Below are 17,082 nucleotides of genomic sequence, written 5' to 3'. Positions count from 1 at the left end.
ACCAAAATGAATGCACCCGTGAATTTCGACAATCTCGAAGTTGGCTATGACGTCCCTGCCCTGCCCGGCATGGACGAAGCCGATATCCAGACCCCATGCTTGGTGCTGGATCTGGACGCGCTGGAGCGCAACATCAAGAAGATGGGCGACTATGCCAAGGCGCATGGCATGCGTCACCGCGTGCACGGCAAGATGCACAAATCGGTGGATGTGGCAAAGCTGCAGGAATCTCTGGGCGGCGCGGTCGGTGTCTGCTGTCAGAAGGTGTCCGAAGCCGAAGTCTTTGCCCGCGGCGGCATCAAGGACGTGCTGGTCTCCAACCAGGTGCGGGACGCGGCCAAGATCGACCGCCTCGCCCGGCTGCCGAAACTGGGCGCGCGCACCATCGTCTGTGTCGATGACATCGCCAATGTCGCCGATCTTTCCGCCGGCGCGACCAAGCACGGCACCCAGATCGAGTGCTTTGTCGAGATCGACTGCGGCGCCGGGCGCTGCGGTGTCACCACATCCGAGGCGGTTGTAAAAATCGCGCAGGCCATCGACGCCGCCGAAGGTCTGAAGTTCACCGGCATCCAGGCCTATCAGGGCGCCATGCAGCACATTGACAGCTATGAAGGCCGCAAGGAGAAACTCGACATCGCCATCGCGCAGGTGACCGAGGCCGTCGAGGCGCTGAAAGCCGCCGGTCTGGAGCCAGAGCTGGTCTCCGGCGGTGGCACCGGCTCTTACTACTTTGAGTCGAACTCCGGTGTTTTCAACGAGTTGCAGTGCGGCTCCTACGCCTTCATGGACGCGGATTATGGCCGCATCCTCGACAAGGACGGCAATCGCATCGACCAGGGGGAATGGGAGAACGCGTTCTTCATCCTCACCCAGGTGATGAGCCACGCAAAATCCGACAAGGCGATTGTTGACGCTGGCCTCAAGGCACAATCGGTGGACAGCGGGTTGCCGTTCATCTTTGGCCGTACGGATGTGGAATACGTCAAATGCTCCGACGAGCATGGCGTGGTTGCCGACCCCGACGGCGTGCTCAAGGTCGGCGAAAAGCTGAAGCTGGTGCCGGGCCACTGCGACCCCACCGCCAATGTGCACGACTGGTACGTCGGCGTGCGCGGCGGCAGGGTCGAAACCCTGTGGCCGGTGTCGGCGCGCGGCAAGGCCTACTGAAAGTTGACCCCGAACTGGCGGAGGTGCGCATCGCCGCCCTCCGCCGACTTTTTATTTTGCCTCGCGGCCTCGACAAGCGGGTCGCGCCCGAGCCTCGATGGGTGCGTCAGCGCACTCTCGGGGGGAGGGACGGGCGCGGTCCGGGCTGTCAGCCCGCGCCAGACGAATGGAGACACCTCATGTACATCGTTCCCGAACGGGCGATTGCCGACCTGATGACCCGCAAGGCCGCCTTTGACGCCGTTGAGCAGGTCTTTGCCGCCATGGCCGCCGGTGATGCCTACAACTTTCCGGTGGTGCGCGAGGCCATCGGCCATGAAGACGCGCTCTACGGCTTCAAGGGCGGCTTTGACCGCGCGGGCCTGACACTCGGGCTGAAGGCCGGTGGCTACTGGCCCAACAACCTGGAAAAGCGCGGGCTGATCAACCACCAGTCCACCGTCTTTCTGTTTGATCCCGACACCGGCAAGGTGCGCGCCATGGTGGGGGGCAATCTCTTGACCGCTCTGCGCACCGCTGCCGCCTCCTCGGTCTCGATCAAGCATCTCGCGCGCGAGGACGCCAAGGTGATCGGCATGATCGGCGCCGGGCATCAGGCCAAGTTCCAGCTGCGCGCCGCGCTGGAGCAACGCGAGTTTGACAAGGTGATCGGCTGGAACCTGCATCCCGAGATGCTGGCGAACCTCGAAGAGGTCGCCACCGAGGCCGGCCTGCCGTTTGAGGCGGTGGAGCTGGACGGGCTGAAAGAGGCGGATGTGATTATTTCCATCACCTCGTCGTTTGATGCCATCCTCAAGGCCGATCAGGTCAGCCCCGGCACTCACATCGCCTGCATGGGCACCGACACCAAAGGCAAGCAGGAGGTCGATCCCGAACTGTTGGTGCGCGCCGATGTTTTCACCGACGAGGTGGCGCAATCCATCTCCATCGGCGAGGCGCAGCACGCGGTGGCACAGGGGCTGATTGCAGAGGCCGACGTGGCGCAGCTGGGTGCGGTCATCAACGGCGCGCATCCGGGCCGGACCTCGGCGGAGCAGATCACCCTCTTTGACGGCACCGGCGTTGGTCTTCAGGATCTGGCGGTGGCCTCCTCCGTCGTCGAACTCGCGGTAAAGCAGGGCATCGCCATCGAGGTGGATTTCTGATCTCGACCCGGCGTCACACCACCACTCACGAGCACGCCCCGCAGATTTGCGGGGCGTTTTTTGTGTGCATCAGGCTAGATCAGCGCGCGGTGCCTCAAGCCCCTGCAGGTAGGCCTGCCCCCGGCTGGTGATGAAATCCACCAACAGCCTGACTTTGGGATCCTGAAATTTCTTGTGCGGGTAAAGACAGCCGAAGGTCGCCGGGATCGGATGCGCCTCAGGCAGGATTTCCACCAGCGCGCCGCTTCGCAGTGCCTGCGCCACCTCAAACCTCGGCTTGTTGATGATGCCGCGGCCATCAAGCGCCCAGTTCAGCAGCACATCGCTGTCATCGGCGTCATATTTGCCCTTCACCTCGAACTTGCGAAAGCCGGACCTGGTGTTCAGGGTCCAGTAATATTCCGGCGACCGCGGGTAGCGCAGCAGCAGGCAATTGTGACCCTTCATCAGCTCTTCGGGCGCGTCTGGTGTGCCGAACCGCTCCAGATAAGTGGGCGCGGCGCAGAGTACCCGGTCGCAGGTGGCGATCTTGCGCATCTTCAGGCTGGAATCATGCGGGTTGCCCACGAAGAACGCCACATCGATGCCATCGACAAGGATATCTACCTTGCGGTCGGACATCCGCATCCGCACCTCGATGTCGGGATGGGCCTCGACAAAATCCGGCACCAAGGGGGCGATGATCCGCCGCCCGGCGGCGAGTGGCGCGGTCACCCGCAGCGTGCCGCGCGGCGCCCCGGAGAATTGCGCCACCACGGTTTCGGCCTCGTCCACGGCACTCAGGATGCGCAGCGCTTCCTTGTAGAACTCGCTGCCCACCTCGGTCGGGGTCAGCGATCGGGTGGTGCGATTGAACAACCGCACGCCCAGGTGCTGCTCCAGTTCCTTGATTCGTTTGCTCGCCACTGCCGGGGTCAGACGCAGGTCGCGCCCGCCCGAGGTGATGCTGCCCAGTTCCACCACCCGGCAGAACACCCGCAGGCTCTCAAGATACGCCATTATAAGCCATTCAAAATCCTCAACACTTGTGCGCACGCCCAGTATACACGCACGTTCGGCGCGCTTCTTTCAACGATCTGTTGAAAGTATTTCGCAAAGCCCACCATATTTAGAGGCAGTCATAAACAGTAAAGTCCCGACACTCCTGCCAGGCAGGAGATGGAATTGGGAGGGCAAATGGCTCAGCAGAACGATATCCGCTTCCTTCTGAACGGGGAGGAGAAGACCGTCACCGAGGTGAAGGCAACGCTCACGCTTCTGGATTATCTGCGTCTGGAACAGCGGCTGACCGGCACCAAGGAAGGCTGCGCCGAGGGTGACTGCGGCGCCTGCACAGTTCTGGTTGGACGTCTGCATCAAGGCCAATTGCGCTACGAGACGGTGAATGCCTGCATTCGTTTTCTGGCCTCGCTCAACGGCTGCCACATTGTCACTGTCGAGCATCTTTCCGGCCCCATGGGCCGCCTGCACCCCGTCCAGCAGGCCATGGTCGACTATCACGGCAGCCAGTGCGGCTTTTGCACGCCGGGCTTTGTGATGTCGCTCTATGCATTGTGGATGGGCAACCCTGAGCCTTCGGTACAGGAGGTCGAGACCGCCATCCAAGGCAACCTCTGCCGCTGCACCGGCTATGAGCCGATCGTGAAGGCGGCGATGGCGGTGACCCAATACGGCTCTCCCGCCCATGACCATCTGACCCGCGAGCGCAACGATGTGACCGCCCGCCTGATGGCGCTGCAGCCAAAATCGCGTATCGAGACCGGCCCCGAGGACGACCGCGCCATTCTGCCGCTGGATGTGGCGGATCTGGCAAAGGTGCTGGACGAAAACCCCAAGGCCACCATCGTAGCAGGCTCAACCGATGTGGGGCTGTGGGTGACCAAATTCATGCGTCCGATCTCTCCGGTGGTCTTCATCACCCATCTTGAGGGGCTGAAGTCCATCGACCTGACCGATGAGGCCCTGACCATCGGCGCCGGCGTCACCTACTCCGAGAGCGAGGCCGCGATCCGCGAGGCCTTCCCGCATCTCGGCGAATACTGGGACCGCATCGCCGGCTGGCAGGTGCGCAACATGGGCACCATCGGTGGCAATATCGCCAATGGCTCGCCGATCGGGGATACGCCGCCGGTGCTGATCTCGCTTGGTGCGGAGGTCATGCTGCAAAGTACACGCGGCACCCGCATCTTGCCGCTCGAGGATTTCTTCATCGACTATGGCAAACAGGACCGCGAGGCAGGCGATTTTGTCGCCGCCATCCGCATTCCGCGCAGCCAACCGGGCCAGATCGACGCCGCCTACAAGATCTCCAAACGCCGGGACGAGGATATCTCCTCAGTCGCCGCCGGGATCAGCGTCACCGTCAGTGATGGTATCATCACCGCCGCCCGTCTGGCGTTTGGTGGCATGGCTGCAACGCCCAAACGGGCCGCGCAGGCCGAAGCCGCGCTGATCGGACAGCCCTTCACAGCGGCAACCTTCGATGCGGCAGCAAAGGCGCTGACCCAAGATTTCACCCCGCTCAGCGATTGGCGGGCCAGCGCGGACTACCGGACTACGGTCGCGGCCAACCTGCTGCGCCGGTTTCAGCTGGAACATGACATCAATCAGGACGCGCCGGTGCGTCTGGCCATCGCGTGAGGGAGGACAGGACCATGAAAGATCTGAACACCACCGCCGAGATCAAGGGCGCCGCCCATCAGGACCTCAAGCACGACAGCGCCATCAAGCAGGTGCAGGGCCGGGCCGACTACACCGATGACATCGCCGAACCGGTGGGCACTCTGCACGCCTATCTTGGTGTGTCCACCGTGGCACATGCCAACATCCGCGGCATGGATCTGACCCGGGTGCGCTCTGCGCCGGGCGTGGTGACCGTGCTGACCGCAGACGACATCCCCGGCGTCAATGACGTCAGCCCCACCGGCAAACATGACGAGCCGGTGTTTCCGACCGAAAAGGTGGAATTCCACGGCCAGCCGCTGTTTGCGGTGATCGCCGAGAGCCGCGATGCGGCACGGCGGGCGGCGGAGCTGGCCGATGTCGACTATGAGGTGCTGCCGCACGCGCTGGATGCGATTTCGGCCCGCGACGCTGGCATGCCGATGGTCACCGACCCGCTGAAGCTGGAGCGCGGCGATGTGGAGGCTGGTCTGGCCGAAGCACCGCACCGGCTGCAGGGCCGCGTCACCGTCGGCGGGCAGGATCACATGTATCTCGAGGGCCATATCGCCTTTGCCCTGCCGGGCGAGGATGACGATGTGATCGTGCATTGCTCCACCCAGCACCCGAGTGAGGCGCAGCATATGGTGTCTCATGTGCTGGGCGTGCCGTCGAATGCGGTGGTGGTGAACGTGCGCCGCATGGGCGGCGGGTTTGGCGGCAAGGAAAGCCAGATGAACCTGTTCTGCGCTGTCGCAGCCCTTGGCGCCAAGAAACTGAACCGCCCCGTCAAGATCCGCCCCGACCGCGATCAGGACATGACAGCCACCGGCAAGCGGCATGACTTTGTGATCGACTATGATCTCGGTTTTGACGCCGAAGGGCGCATCGCTGCGGTGGACAGCCAGTTTGCGGCGCGCTGCGGCTATTCCTCTGATCTGTCCGGCCCCGTCACCGACCGGGCCCTGTTCCACGCGGACAATGCCTATTTCTACCCGCATGTGCGACTGACATCCTGCCCACAGAAGACAAATACAGTCTCTAACACGGCGTTTCGCGGCTTCGGCGGCCCCCAGGGCGTGGTCGCCGCAGAGCGGATGATCGAGGAAATTGCCTATGCGCTCGGCAAGGACCCGCTGGAGGTGCGCAAGGCCAATTTCTACGGCGAGATCGGCGATGGACGCACCCTCACCCCCTATCATCAGGACGTCGAGGACAATGTGATTGGTCGCATTGTCGAGGAGCTGGAGGAAAGCAGCGACTACCAGGCCCGCCGTGCAGAAATCATTGCCGACAATGCCAAGGGCGGCATCATCCGTCGTGGCATCGCGCTGACCCCGGTCAAATTCGGTATCTCCTTCACCGCCACGTGGTACAATCAGGCCGGAGCGCTGATCCACATCTACAACGACGGTTCGATCCATCTGAACCACGGGGGCACCGAGATGGGTCAGGGCCTCAACACCAAGGTCGCACAGGTGGTGGCCGAGGCGTTCCAGGTCGATTTCGACCGCATCAAGATCACCAAGACCACCACCGAAAAAGTCCCGAACACCTCTGCCACGGCGGCCTCTTCCGGGTCCGACCTCAACGGTATGGCGGCGCTGGACGCCTGCGAACAGATCAAGGCGCGGCTGGTCAAATTCGCCGCCGAGAGCCGGGGCGTGGCCGAAAGCGCGGTCAGCTTTGGCCCCAACCACATTCGCATCGGCGAGGAGGTGGTGGAGTTCGCGACCTTCATCCGCGAGGCCTATATGGCGCGGGTGCATCTGTCGGCGGCAGGGTTCTACAAGACGCCCAAGATCCACTGGGACCGCGCGGCGGGCAAGGGACGGCCGTTCTACTATTACGCTTATGGCGCGTCCTGTTCCGAAGTCGCCATCGACACGCTCACCGGCGAGTACCGGGTGGAGCGCACTGACATCCTGCATGACGTGGGCCGGTCCCTCAATCCGATCCTCGACAAGGGGCAGGTTGAAGGCGCGTTTATTCAGGGCATGGGCTGGCTCACTACAGAGGAGCTGTGGTGGGATGATGCAGGGCGCCTGCGCACCCATGCGCCCTCGACCTACAAGATCCCGCTGGCCTCGGACCGGCCGCGCAGTTTCAACGTGAAGCTCGCTGACTGGTCGGAAAACCGCGAGATGACCATCAAACGCTCCAAGGCCGTGGGCGAGCCGCCCTTCATGCTGGGGATCTCGGTGCTGGAGGCGCTGTCGATGGCGGTGGCTTCGGTGGCCGACTATCGCGAATGCCCGCGTCTGGAGACGCCAGCCACGCCCGAACGCGTGCTGATGGCAGTCGAACGGCTGAAGGCCGGAGTGTAAGCCCATGATGCAGGCAGAGAAACTCAAACAGTATCTCGACGCCCCCGGTCCGGTGGCAAGCCTGCGGCTCACGCGGGTGCGGGGGTCGTCCCCCCGCGCCACCGGCACCGAGATGTTCGTGCGCGCCGAGGCCCTGTTCGGCACCATCGGTGGCGGCCAGCTGGAACATATCGCAATCGAGGCGGCGCGGGAGTTGCTGGCCGCTGGCAACCTGTCGCACCATATGGATGTACCCTTGGGGCCGGAGATCGGCCAGTGCTGCGGCGGGCGGGTGGAGATTGCCATCACCCGCATGAGCGCCTCTGACAAATCCGCCGCAGTCGAGGCCGCGCAGGTCGAAGACGCCGCGCGTCCGGCGGTCCATATCCTTGGCGCGGGCCACGTGGGCCGCGCGCTTGCGGATCTGTTCCAGCATCTGCCGCTGCGCACAGTGCTGATCGACCAGCGACAGGACGAGCTGGACCAATCCGAAGCTTTGGTCGAGCGTCGCCTCAGCGCGATCCCCGAGATCGAGGTGATGAACGCCGCCCCCGGCAGCGCCTTCATTGTGCTGACCCATGACCACGGGCTTGATTTCCTGCTGACCTCGGCGGCGCTGCAACGCGGCGACGCGGCTTATGTGGGGATGATCGGCTCTGCCACCAAGCGGGCGAAATTCGCCAGCTGGACACAAGAACACTGCGACGGGCTTTCTGTTGCAGACCTGATCTGCCCCATCGGGGCAGGCGGCAGCCGCGACAAGCGGCCTGCTGTGATCGCCGCCCTTGTGGCGGCCGAAGTGATCACCGCGCTGACCTCTGAAACTGCCGCATTTCACCCCGACTTCGGGGACGCTGTCTCGCATCTCGCGGCGCAGTGACACATCACCGGATGCGCGTGGAGGGAGGAGTACCGCCCGTGCATCCGGTTGTAAAAGGGAGGTCCCCATGAGGGATGGGAGTTATAATTACTCGCTGTTTCATCGCAGCGATTTCAGCGCGTTCTGGGCGCTGTTCACCGACAATCTCGTCAACCTGATGGTGCTGGCAGGCGTCTGTCAGTTCGTCTTTCAGATGCCCGCCGAGATCGTATACGGGCGCATCGTTCCCGGGGCAGGCGTCGCGATCCTGGCCGGCATCATTGTCTATGTGGCGCTGGCGAAACGCGCGGCGGCGCAGCACGGGCGCGACGTGACCGCCCTGCCCTACGGCATTTCGACGCCGGTGATGTTTGTCTATCTGTTTGGCGTGATCGGACCGATCTACTGGGCGACCAATGATCCGTTAATCGCCTGGCAGGTGGGCATCGGGGCTGGTTTCATGGGCGGCATCGTCGCAGCCCTCGGCGCCCTCATCGGCCCCTGGCTGAAACGCGTAACACCGCGCGCCGGCATGCTCGGCACGCTGTGTGGTATTGCGCTGGTGTTCATCGGCACCGTCCCGCTGGCCACCGTGTTCGAGAACCCCTACGTCGGCTTTGCCTCGATGATCATTATCCTCTGGGGGCTCGTGGGACGCTTCCGCCTGCCCTACAATATCCCTGCAGGTCTGCTGGCGCTGATCGTCGGCACCCTAGTGGCGCTGGCGCTTGGCACCTCCACCATCAGCGTCGAGGGCATCGGGTTCTACCCGCCGCTCCCTTACTTCGGGGATCTGATCGCGGGCATCCAGTATCTGTTTGTGAACCCGGAGCTGTTCCTGGTGCTGGTCCCGGTGCAGATCTATAATTTTATCGAGACCATGAACAACGTCGAGAGCGCTGAAAGTGCGGGCGACCATTACCCAGTGGCCACCTGCCAGATCACTGACGGGGTGGGCACCATGATCGGTGCGGTCTTCGGTTCGCCCTTCCCGACCACCGCCTATATCGGCCATCCGGCCTACAAGCGCATGGGCGCGCATGCGGGTTACATCATCGGGGTTGGCACGGTGATCCCGCTGGCGGCGATATTCGGCCTGCTGGCCTTCCTCAACAACCTGATCCCGGTGGCTGCTGCCGCACCCGTGCTGGTCTTCGTGGCGCTGAGCCTGATCACCAATACCGCCCATTCGGTCAAGACCGAGCATATGGCGGCTGTCACCATCGCGATGATGCCGCATGTCTCTGCCTTCCTGATGGTGAAATGGGGCTCGCTCATCGGTGCGCTCGGCGCGGTTGGTGTCGCGGGTGTGCCGCAGCTGGGCGATGACGCGCTGACAGCCGCGCTGCTGCAACAGGGTGCGCATTTCAGCGGTCATCTGTCGCTGTCACAGGGAGCAATCCTGACTGGCCTGATCTGGGGCGCGATCGTCGCCAGCGTCATCGACGGCAACTTCCGCAACGCGGGCGGCTTTGCCCTGGCGGCGGCGGCTATGGCGTCGATCGGGGTGATCCATGGCGCAAGCCTTCACTGGCCCGAACTCGGCGGTGTTTCCGGCGGCTATTTGATCGCAGCTGCGTTCCTGTTCATCTACCCTCTGTTCCACAAGGACGATGATCTGGTGAACAACAACGCCGTGGTCGACGAGGTGTCCCCTCAGGCTGCCGAATAGTCAAAGCCGTTCGTCATACCCTAGTGAAGGGTCGGGCCATATCCTTCGGGATGTGGCCCGTTTTCATATCAGATCCTGATGCGTCAGATGATCTCTCCGACCGCGATCAGCCCGTGTCAAGCACCACCGGCATTGAGAACCCGGTCTTCACCCGGTCCATCACCGCGCTGGTGCGAAAGCGCAGCACGTTCTCCTCTGCAAAGAACTGACGGCGGGTGAAGTCATCGTAATTCGCCATGTCGCGGGCCGAGATTATCAGGACAAAATCCGCGTTGCCGGTCACGTAGTAGCACTGCATGACCTCCGGCGCGGCCCGCATCTGGGCCTTGAACCGGTCCAGATCCTCCATCCGTTCGTTCTGAAGCGTCACCTCGACGATCAGCAGCAACCCGCGCCCTACCTTATCGGGCGCAAGCACAGTGATTTCGGTTTCCACCACATCGGAGGCTCGCAGCCGCGCCAGCCGCTTGCGGCAGGCATCGGGCGACAACCCCACCCGCTGTGACAACGCCTCCGCCGTCAGCCGGGCATCGGTCTGGATCGCTTCCAGTATGAGCGCATCGAATCTGTCCATGTCAAAAGATATGTCGGAATTTCGGCTCTTGCGTAAGACAGAGAGCCACTCAAAGCCCAATTTCGGACAAGAGCTTGCTACTTTTGCCGAATATCGGCCCCACGGAGGCCGAGAATTCCGGGATACGCCACCACGGGCGCGATAGACTGGCAAATATCATCAAGACAGGAGCCCGCATCATGCCCGTCACCTTTGCCAATCCGCACCGCGGTCGGGGCCTCGATCTGGACGCGCCATTTCCCTGCAGCGATGCCTCCGGGGTGATGCAGTTGCTGGGGCAGTGCCCAGCGCATGCCGAGACCGCGCTGCTGGATCTTCCGGAACTGGCCGCCCGTTGTGGCGTGGCGCAGGTCTACCTCAAGGATGAACGCAACCGCATGGGACTGGGCAGCTTCAAGGCGCTCGGCGCGGCTCATGCCATTGCAAGGGCAGCGGCGGATCGTGTGGTGGACAGCGCCTGGCAGCAAGCGCTTGTCGGCCAGACCTACGTCACCGCCAGCGCCGGAAACCATGGCCTGTCGGTGGCAGCCGGGGCGGCGCTGTTCGGCGCGCGGGCGGTGGTCTACCTGGCCGAAACCGTGCCCGAGAGCTTTGCCGCCCGACTGCGGACCAAAGGCGCCGAGGTGGTGCGCGTGGGCCACGACTACGAGGCCAGCATGGCTGGCGCGGAGATCGCGGCAGATGTCAACGGCTGGACGCTGCTGTCCGACAGCTCCTGGCCCGGCTATGTCGACCTGCCCTATCTGGTGATGGAGGGGTACCTACAACTGGCGCAGGAGACCGCGACCCAAATCCCGCAGCCGCCGACCCATATCCTGCTGCAAGCCGGTGTCGGGGGGCTGGCCGCCGCCGTGGCCGCCCATGCCCGCCGGACCTGGGGCGATGCACCGCAGATCATCGTGGTGGAGCCCGAAGCCGCCCCAGCCCTGGTGGAGAGCATCCGAGCCGGTGCGGTGGTCGACACAGCTGGCCCCGTCTCTGCCATGGGGCGGTTGGATTGCAAGACACCCTCGATGATCGCGCTGCAAGGCCTCGCCCGCGACGCGGATCTGTTTGTCACCCTCACAGAAGTGGAGGCAGCAACCGCCGTCACCACGCTTGCGGACCATGGGCTGGCGACCACCCCCTCCGGCGCGGCCGGGATCGCCGCCTTGCTGGCGGGCTTGGACCTGCCCCCTGAGGCCCGGGTGCTTGCCATCCTCAGCGAAGGGCCGGAAGATGCCTGACACCTCGCTGATCTTTCCCGCGTCCGAATATCAGGCGCGGGTGCGGGCGCTGCAGGATGCCATGGGGCATGCAGGTCACGATGCGCTGCTGCTGACCAGCCCTGCGGATGTGTTCTATGTCACCGGCTTCCTGACCCGGTTCTGGGAAAGCCCGGCCCGCCCGTGGTTCATCGTGGTGCCCGCGACGGGTGTCCCGGTTGCGGTCATCCCCGCCATCGGCGCCGAGCTGATGCAACGCACATGGGTTACGCAGATCCGCACCTGGGACGCGCCTGACCCTGTGGATGACGGTGTCGGCCTGCTGCGGGACACGCTGGCCACACTGGTGCCCGAACACGGCTCCGTCGGCCTGCCGATGGGGCTGGAGACACACCTGAGGATGCCGCTGGCTGACTATGAGCGCCTGCACGATGGCCTTGCGCCCCGCCGGTTTGCCGATGCCACCGAGGTCGTGCAGCGGGTCCGAGAGATCAAGTCGGAGGCCGAGGTCGACAAGATCCGCAGCACCTGTGCCATCGCCGTGCGCGCCTTTGACCGGGTGCCGGAGATCGCGGGGGCTGGCCGTCCACTCGACGCCGTGTTTCGCGATTTTCAGGCTCTATTACTGAGCGAAGGGGCCGATTGGGTCAGCTATCTGGCAGGCGGCGCCGGTCCCGAGGGCTATGGCGATGTCATCTCGCCCGCGCCTGCCCGCGCCCTCACTCAGGGCGATGTGCTGATGCTCGACACCGGCGCAGTGCGCGAGGGGTATTTCTGCGATTTCGACCGCAACTATGCTATCGGACCGGCCTCGGATCTGGCGCGTCGCACCCATGCCGCGCTCTGGTCCGCCACCGAGGATTGCCTGCGGGCGTTGCGCCCCGGCATGTTGGCGCGGGACGCACATCATATCCTGACTGAGGCCCTTGTGCGCCACGGCGCCACGCCCGGTGGCGGTCGGTTGGGCCATGGGTTGGGGCTGACGCTGACCGAATGGCCCTCCTTCACCCCGAAGGACAACACGCCGCTGCGCGCGGGCATGGTGCTGACGCTGGAACCCGGAGCGATCCTGCGTCCGGGCTGCATCATGGTGCATGAGGAAAACATCGTCCTGCGCGAGAGTGGCGCCGAACTGCTGTCGCCCCGCGCCCCTGCCGAGCTGCCGGAGATCACCTGATGGTACAGTTCCCATATGAGATCGCGGAAGACACCCGCCCCCGCCTCGGACTGATCACTCTGCAGGTGGATGAGACCATCGAAGAGGATTTTCGTCGCATGTTCCCGCACGATAAGGCACGGCTGCATGTGACCCGCGTGCCCTCAGGCGCCGAACTGACGCCGGACACGATCGCCGCAATGGCGGATGACCTGCCGCAGGCCGCGGCGCTGCTGCCACCCGCCGCGCGGTTCTCCGTGGTTGCCTATGGCTGCACCTCCGGCACCACGCTGATCGGCGCGGCTCGGGTGCAAGCACTGGTCGCCGCCAGCGTCACCACAGAGGCGGTCACCAACCCGCTGACCGCCGCGTTGACCGCCATCCGCGCGCTTGGCCTGTCGCGCGTCGGGATCGTATCGCCCTATATCCCGTCGGTCGCCGCCCCAATCCGCGCGGCCTTCGAGACTGCGGGGATCGCGGTGCCGGACATGATCGGATTTGGCGAGGAGATCGAGGCACGTGTGGCCCGCATCGCGCCCGCATCGGTCTGCGCAGCCGCCACCGCGCTTGCGTCACAGGCTCCGCTGGATGCAGTTTTCCTCTCCTGCACCAATTTGCGAACGCTTGAGGTGATCCCAACACTCGAAGAACAGTTGGGCCTGCCGGTGCTGAGTTCCAATCAAGTCCTCGGCTGGCATATGGCAGGCCTCGCGGGCCTTGCGGTGGCGGATCTGGCTGTGCCGGGCGTTCTGGGCAAAAAAGCGGCGCAACATTAAGCTGCGCCGCCCGTTCATTCGCACTCTCCACCGGACGAGAAGGTATTTAGCCCTTAGACACGCACCATATCTCGCGGCATTTCGGAAAAGATCTCCGCGCCGTCTTCGCGCAGGATGACGATCTCCTCCAGACGGATGCCGAACTTACCCTCAAGGTAGATGCCCGGCTCGATCGAGAACACATTGCCCTCGGCCAGCACAACCTCGGAATTGGCGGCGATATAGGGCGGTTCGTGAATGTCGATACCGAGACCATGGCCGGTGCGATGCAGGAAACGATCTCCATAGCCCGCAGCCGTGATCACATCGCGGGCGGCCTTGTCGATATCGCTTGCCACAACACCGGGCTTGGCCACCGCGAGTGCGGCCTGAACGGCCTTCTCGACAACAGCAAAAACCTCCTCGTATCCCTCTTCAGGCGTACCAAAGTAGCCGCAGCGGGTCATGTCGGACGGGTAGCCATCCAGACGGCAGCCGGTATCAATCAGCACGGCGGAATTGCGGGTCAGCGGGGTGTCACCGGGTGTGTGGTGCGGGAAAGCACCGGATGCGCCGAAACAGATCGAACAGAACTCCAATGTTGCACCGGCAGCGGCGTACTCGGATTTGATCAGCTCGACGATTTCACGCTCGGTCACACCTTCACGCAGCGCCGCAAAGGCAGCCTTGACCGCCTTGTCGTTGGTCAAATGAGCAGCTTTGATCGCGTGGTATTCGCTGTCGTCCTTGGAGGCCCGCAACAGGCTCACGGTGTCATCGGCAAAACGACGACGCGGGTTGTCCAGTGCGTCCAACAGGCGCAGAGAGAAATCGGTGCGCATGGTCTCATCCAAGACCACCGACAGATTCGGGCGGGTGGCAGCGCAAGCCTCGAGCAGCTCGGCCAGGGCGGCGTCCGGGCCATCGTCATCGCGCCATGGATGGAACGGCAGGTCCGTGTCCTTGCGCGCGGCGGCGGCATTCAGCGCCGGCATCAAAAAGCCCGCATAAGACTGGCTCACCAAGAGCATCACCGGGCGTTCATCGCCATGAGGATGCACACCAGACAGCCACGCCATATGGCTGGACGGACCAAGGGCAACAAGATCGGTGCCTGTCAGCTCCATACGGGCACGCAGAGCAGCGAGGCGGGCGGCGGTCAGCGGGAATTCGGTCATCAAGGGCTCCGGGGAATGAGGGGGAGATATGGAATTCGGGCCGCCGGTGACACGGCAGCCCGAAAAGGTTCAGATTATTCTTTTTCCACCAGACGGTAGAACACGAAGTCAGAGGTTGCGCCGTTCACGTAGCCGGACACCCCTTCGTTCATGGCAACCTGATAGGCCGCCTGGAACATGATCACGATGGGGGACTCTGCCTGCACGTCTTTTTGCAGCTCGCGGTACATGTCGAGACGGGCATCCGCGTCGCTTTCCGACAGCGCTGCCATGGTCCGCTTGTTCATCTCTTCCGGCACGGCCCATGCATTGCGCCATGTGGTGGTCGCTGCATAATTGTCGTCAGAGTTGTCGGAGTTATAGGCGAAGGCCTTGGCGTTGGAATGCGGATCCATGAAGTCCGGGCCCCAATACAGCAGCATCGCCTCATGGCTGCGCTCACGGTATTTGGTGATCACCTGGCTGCCGGTGCCGGGCAGGATCTCAAAGTTGATGCCCGCATCGGCAAAGCTCGCTTGCAGCGACTGCGCCATATCGGTGAAGGGCGCCGCGTTGATCACATCCAGCGACACGGTGATCGGAGTCTCGATACCGGCCTCGGACAGGATGCTCTTGGCCTTTTCCGGGTCATATGAGAACGGGGTCTCATCATACGAACCGGGGAAGCCTTTTGGCCAAAACGCCTGATGCACGTCCATCTGACCTTTGATGATCGTATCGGTCATACCTTTGTAGTCGACCAGATAACGTGCCGCTTCCCAAACAGCGGGGGGCGTCAGGCTCTCGGTTTTCTGGTTGAACGACAGGAAGTGGACAGCCGCCTGCGGGAAGGTGTCGACCTTGATCTCGCCACTGTCGAGCGAGGCCACCTGATCCGGTGTCATGTTGCGGGCCAGATCTACGTCGCCTTGCTCCAGCAGCAGCTGCTGAGTGGCGCTTTCGGCCACATGGCGGATGATCACGCTGTCGATCTTGGGCGCGCCGTTGAAATAGGTCGGGTTCGCCTGCATGCGCACCATCTGACCGGCCGCATAGCGCTGCAGCGTGAAGGGACCGGAACCCGCAGCATTGGCGTTGAGCCACGCATTGCCCATGTCGCCGTCAACTTCGTTCTCCTGCACCAGCTTGCTGTCAACGATGGATGCGGGACGTGCAGCCAAGACGTTCAACACAAACGCCGGGGAGAAGTCGCCCGCGTATTTCACGGTCACCGTGTTGCCGTCACCAGTGACCATCTCACCGATGTTGTCCGCGTTCCACCCCAGCTGGGTCAGGATGAACGCAGGCGTCAGGTTCAGCTTGATGACGCGGGAGAAGGAATAGACCACATCCTCTGCGGTCACGGGGTTGCCAGAGGCAAAACTCGCACCATCCCGCAGGGTGAAGGTGATGGTCTTTGCGTCAGGGTCGGTGACCCACTCCGAGGCCAGACCTGCCGCCAGAACGGTGGTGTCTTCGGCATCGTATTGAACCAGCCGGTCATAGAGGTTGGTGACCAGCTCGCCAGAGGTGAACTCATAGGCCTGTGCCGGATCGATGGCGACGATATCGTCGATGTTTTGTGCCACGACCAGCACGCCCTCGGGCGTCTCGGCCAGCACAGCCGGCGCTGCAAGCGGCAAAAGCAGCGCGCTGGCCAGCAGTGTTGTCTTCAGGTGTTTCACGGGAGGTCTCCTTGTTGGATTGAACTTCTAATCTGTCTGTCGCGGTTTACGCGTTCTGCTTGTGGGACAGTTCCGGTAGCTCGATGGCGCCTTTGCGATTGAGAACTGTCAGCGTCCCGGTCCAGAGGATGCGGGCAATGCGGTCGGTCGGGTTGGTCCATGCGTGCGGGGTGTTGCCGCTGTAGTGCAGGCTGTCGCCCGAGGTCATGGCAAAGGTCTGGCCGTCCAATGTCTGCTGGATCTCGCCCTCAAGGACAAAGATGATCTCTTCACCCTCATGGCTCACGGTTTCCGAGACATAGGCGGGCGGTATATGCAGGATATAGGACGACATCTCAGAGCCGGGAAAATCCGCGCCCAGCGCCTCGTAGCGCAGCGAGGAATCATCCAGCGCAAAGAGCGGGCGGGTGCCGGCGCGGGTCAGGCCGTCAGAGGGCTTGGACGCCGAAATGAAATAGTCCAGCCCCACGTTAAGCGCCGCTGAGATCTGCGCCAGCGTGCCGAGCGACGGCGTTGCATTGTCGCGTTCCACCTGACTGAGATATCCGACCGAGACGCCGGATTTGTCACACAGCGCCTGCAAGGTCAGCTTTAGTTGCTTGCGGCGTTTGCGGATCGCTGGGCCGACACTGGGCTCTTGTAGTGTTTTTTCACGCGGCATTTTTGCTCTTCACACTTTGGGGTGGACCTGCGCCTGAAGCACCAGACCGGGTCACATTCCTGGATGTTCTCTCCAT

General features: G+C 63.2%; 14 protein-coding genes. 9 read left to right on the top strand and 5 right to left on the bottom strand.

Features of this window, described 5'->3' with window-relative positions; genetic code table 11:
• Positions 1-6 precede the first annotated feature (6 nt).
• Both bhcC and bhcD read left to right on the top strand, forming a co-directional pair.
• Positions 7-1,170 carry a 3-hydroxy-D-aspartate aldolase BhcC gene (gene bhcC, locus CLV89_RS19535; protein ID WP_106165338.1) on the top strand — a complete coding sequence of 388 codons (1,164 nt, stop codon included), beginning with the start codon at positions 7-9 and terminating at the stop codon, positions 1,168-1,170.
• Between the two features lie 179 nt (positions 1,171-1,349).
• Entirely contained in the window at positions 1,350-2,315 is a 966-nt protein-coding gene (gene bhcD / locus CLV89_RS19530; RefSeq protein ID WP_106165337.1) for an iminosuccinate reductase BhcD, read from the top strand.
• Between the two features lie 69 nt (positions 2,316-2,384).
• On the opposite strand, the gene CLV89_RS19525 is transcribed toward bhcD, so the two are convergent.
• The gene (locus tag CLV89_RS19525) at positions 2,385-3,314 is read right to left on the bottom strand and encodes a LysR family transcriptional regulator (protein ID WP_106165336.1); all 930 of its coding nucleotides are present in this window, start codon (positions 3,312-3,314) and stop codon (positions 2,385-2,387) included.
• A 177-nt stretch (positions 3,315-3,491) separates the two neighbouring features.
• On the opposite strand from CLV89_RS19525, the gene xdhA reads away from it, so the two are divergent.
• The 4 genes from xdhA (at position 3,492) to CLV89_RS19505 (ending at position 9,813) form a co-directional block, all read left to right on the top strand.
• Positions 3,492-4,955: a xanthine dehydrogenase small subunit gene (gene xdhA / locus CLV89_RS19520; protein WP_106165335.1), complete on the top strand. Its 1,464-nt coding sequence runs from the start codon at positions 3,492-3,494 to the stop codon at positions 4,953-4,955.
• A gap of 14 nt (positions 4,956-4,969) precedes the next feature.
• Positions 4,970-7,303 carry a xanthine dehydrogenase molybdopterin binding subunit gene (gene xdhB / locus CLV89_RS19515; RefSeq protein WP_106165334.1) on the top strand — a complete coding sequence of 778 codons (2,334 nt, stop codon included), beginning with the start codon at positions 4,970-4,972 and terminating at the stop codon, positions 7,301-7,303.
• A gap of 7 nt (positions 7,304-7,310) precedes the next feature.
• Positions 7,311-8,162 (top strand): xanthine dehydrogenase accessory protein XdhC, encoded by an 852-nt coding sequence (gene xdhC, locus CLV89_RS19510; protein WP_106165369.1) that lies wholly within the window; start codon positions 7,311-7,313, stop codon positions 8,160-8,162.
• Positions 8,163-8,229: 67 nt separating this feature from the next.
• A complete protein-coding gene (locus CLV89_RS19505) occupies positions 8,230-9,813 on the top strand; it encodes a permease family protein (protein ID WP_106165333.1) in 1,584 nt (527 codons plus the stop codon).
• Positions 9,814-9,919: 106 nt separating this feature from the next.
• Here CLV89_RS19505 and CLV89_RS19500 read toward each other — a convergent pair whose 3' ends face one another.
• Entirely contained in the window at positions 9,920-10,387 is a 468-nt protein-coding gene (locus CLV89_RS19500) for an Lrp/AsnC family transcriptional regulator (protein WP_106165332.1), read from the bottom strand.
• A gap of 179 nt (positions 10,388-10,566) precedes the next feature.
• Between CLV89_RS19500 and CLV89_RS19495 the strand changes: the two genes are divergently transcribed.
• The 3 genes from CLV89_RS19495 to CLV89_RS19485 are packed head-to-tail and all read left to right on the top strand — an operon-like array spanning position 10,567 to position 13,524.
• Positions 10,567-11,613: a pyridoxal-phosphate dependent enzyme gene (locus CLV89_RS19495; protein ID WP_106165331.1), complete on the top strand. Its 1,047-nt coding sequence runs from the start codon at positions 10,567-10,569 to the stop codon at positions 11,611-11,613.
• Positions 11,606-12,769 carry a M24 family metallopeptidase gene (locus CLV89_RS19490; RefSeq protein WP_106165330.1) on the top strand — a complete coding sequence of 388 codons (1,164 nt, stop codon included), beginning with the start codon at positions 11,606-11,608 and terminating at the stop codon, positions 12,767-12,769. The genes CLV89_RS19495 and CLV89_RS19490 overlap by 8 nt, the downstream gene beginning before the upstream one ends.
• Positions 12,769-13,524, top strand: coding sequence for a maleate cis-trans isomerase family protein (locus tag CLV89_RS19485; protein ID WP_106165329.1), 756 nt, complete (start codon positions 12,769-12,771; stop codon positions 13,522-13,524). Before CLV89_RS19490 ends, CLV89_RS19485 begins: the two co-directional genes overlap by 1 nt.
• Positions 13,525-13,577: 53 nt before the next feature.
• Here the strand turns inward: CLV89_RS19485 and CLV89_RS19480 are convergent, their stop codons facing one another.
• From CLV89_RS19480 to CLV89_RS19470, 3 genes are all read right to left on the bottom strand, one after another.
• Positions 13,578-14,681, bottom strand: a complete 1,104-nt coding sequence (locus CLV89_RS19480; RefSeq protein WP_106165328.1) for a M24 family metallopeptidase — start codon at positions 14,679-14,681, stop codon at positions 13,578-13,580.
• 74 nt (positions 14,682-14,755) lie between these two features.
• Positions 14,756-16,345 (bottom strand): ABC transporter substrate-binding protein, encoded by a 1,590-nt coding sequence (locus CLV89_RS19475; RefSeq protein ID WP_106165327.1) that lies wholly within the window; start codon positions 16,343-16,345, stop codon positions 14,756-14,758.
• A gap of 46 nt (positions 16,346-16,391) precedes the next feature.
• On the bottom strand, positions 16,392-17,006 hold the full coding sequence (locus CLV89_RS19470) for a helix-turn-helix domain-containing protein (RefSeq protein WP_106165326.1): 615 nt from the start codon (positions 17,004-17,006) through the stop codon (positions 16,392-16,394).
• Positions 17,007-17,082 lie beyond the last annotated feature (76 nt).

It is taken from the genome of Tritonibacter scottomollicae, from assembly GCF_003003215.1.
In the GTDB taxonomy this organism is placed as follows: domain Bacteria; phylum Pseudomonadota; class Alphaproteobacteria; order Rhodobacterales; family Rhodobacteraceae; genus Epibacterium; species Epibacterium scottomollicae.
This window is presented reverse-complemented; position numbering and strand designations above follow the sequence as displayed.

Bases quoted from the DNA above. Each gene is read 5' to 3' on its own strand.
- bhcC (WP_106165338.1), top strand. From the start codon at position 7: ATGAATGCACCCGTGAATTTCGACAATCTCGAAGTTGGCTATGACGTC.
- bhcD (WP_106165337.1), top strand. From the start codon at position 1,350: ATGTACATCGTTCCCGAACGGGCGATTGCCGACCTGATGACCCGCAAG.
- CLV89_RS19525 (WP_106165336.1), bottom strand. From the start codon at position 3,314: ATGGCGTATCTTGAGAGCCTGCGGGTGTTCTGCCGGGTGGTGGAACTG.
- xdhA (WP_106165335.1), top strand. From the start codon at position 3,492: ATGGCTCAGCAGAACGATATCCGCTTCCTTCTGAACGGGGAGGAGAAG.
- xdhB (WP_106165334.1), top strand. From the start codon at position 4,970: ATGAAAGATCTGAACACCACCGCCGAGATCAAGGGCGCCGCCCATCAG.
- xdhC (WP_106165369.1), top strand. From the start codon at position 7,311: ATGCAGGCAGAGAAACTCAAACAGTATCTCGACGCCCCCGGTCCGGTG.
- CLV89_RS19505 (WP_106165333.1), top strand. From the start codon at position 8,230: ATGAGGGATGGGAGTTATAATTACTCGCTGTTTCATCGCAGCGATTTC.
- CLV89_RS19500 (WP_106165332.1), bottom strand. From the start codon at position 10,387: ATGGACAGATTCGATGCGCTCATACTGGAAGCGATCCAGACCGATGCC.
- CLV89_RS19495 (WP_106165331.1), top strand. From the start codon at position 10,567: ATGCCCGTCACCTTTGCCAATCCGCACCGCGGTCGGGGCCTCGATCTG.
- CLV89_RS19490 (WP_106165330.1), top strand. From the start codon at position 11,606: ATGCCTGACACCTCGCTGATCTTTCCCGCGTCCGAATATCAGGCGCGG.
- CLV89_RS19485 (WP_106165329.1), top strand. From the start codon at position 12,769: ATGGTACAGTTCCCATATGAGATCGCGGAAGACACCCGCCCCCGCCTC.
- CLV89_RS19480 (WP_106165328.1), bottom strand. From the start codon at position 14,681: ATGACCGAATTCCCGCTGACCGCCGCCCGCCTCGCTGCTCTGCGTGCC.
- CLV89_RS19470 (WP_106165326.1), bottom strand. From the start codon at position 17,006: ATGCCGCGTGAAAAAACACTACAAGAGCCCAGTGTCGGCCCAGCGATC.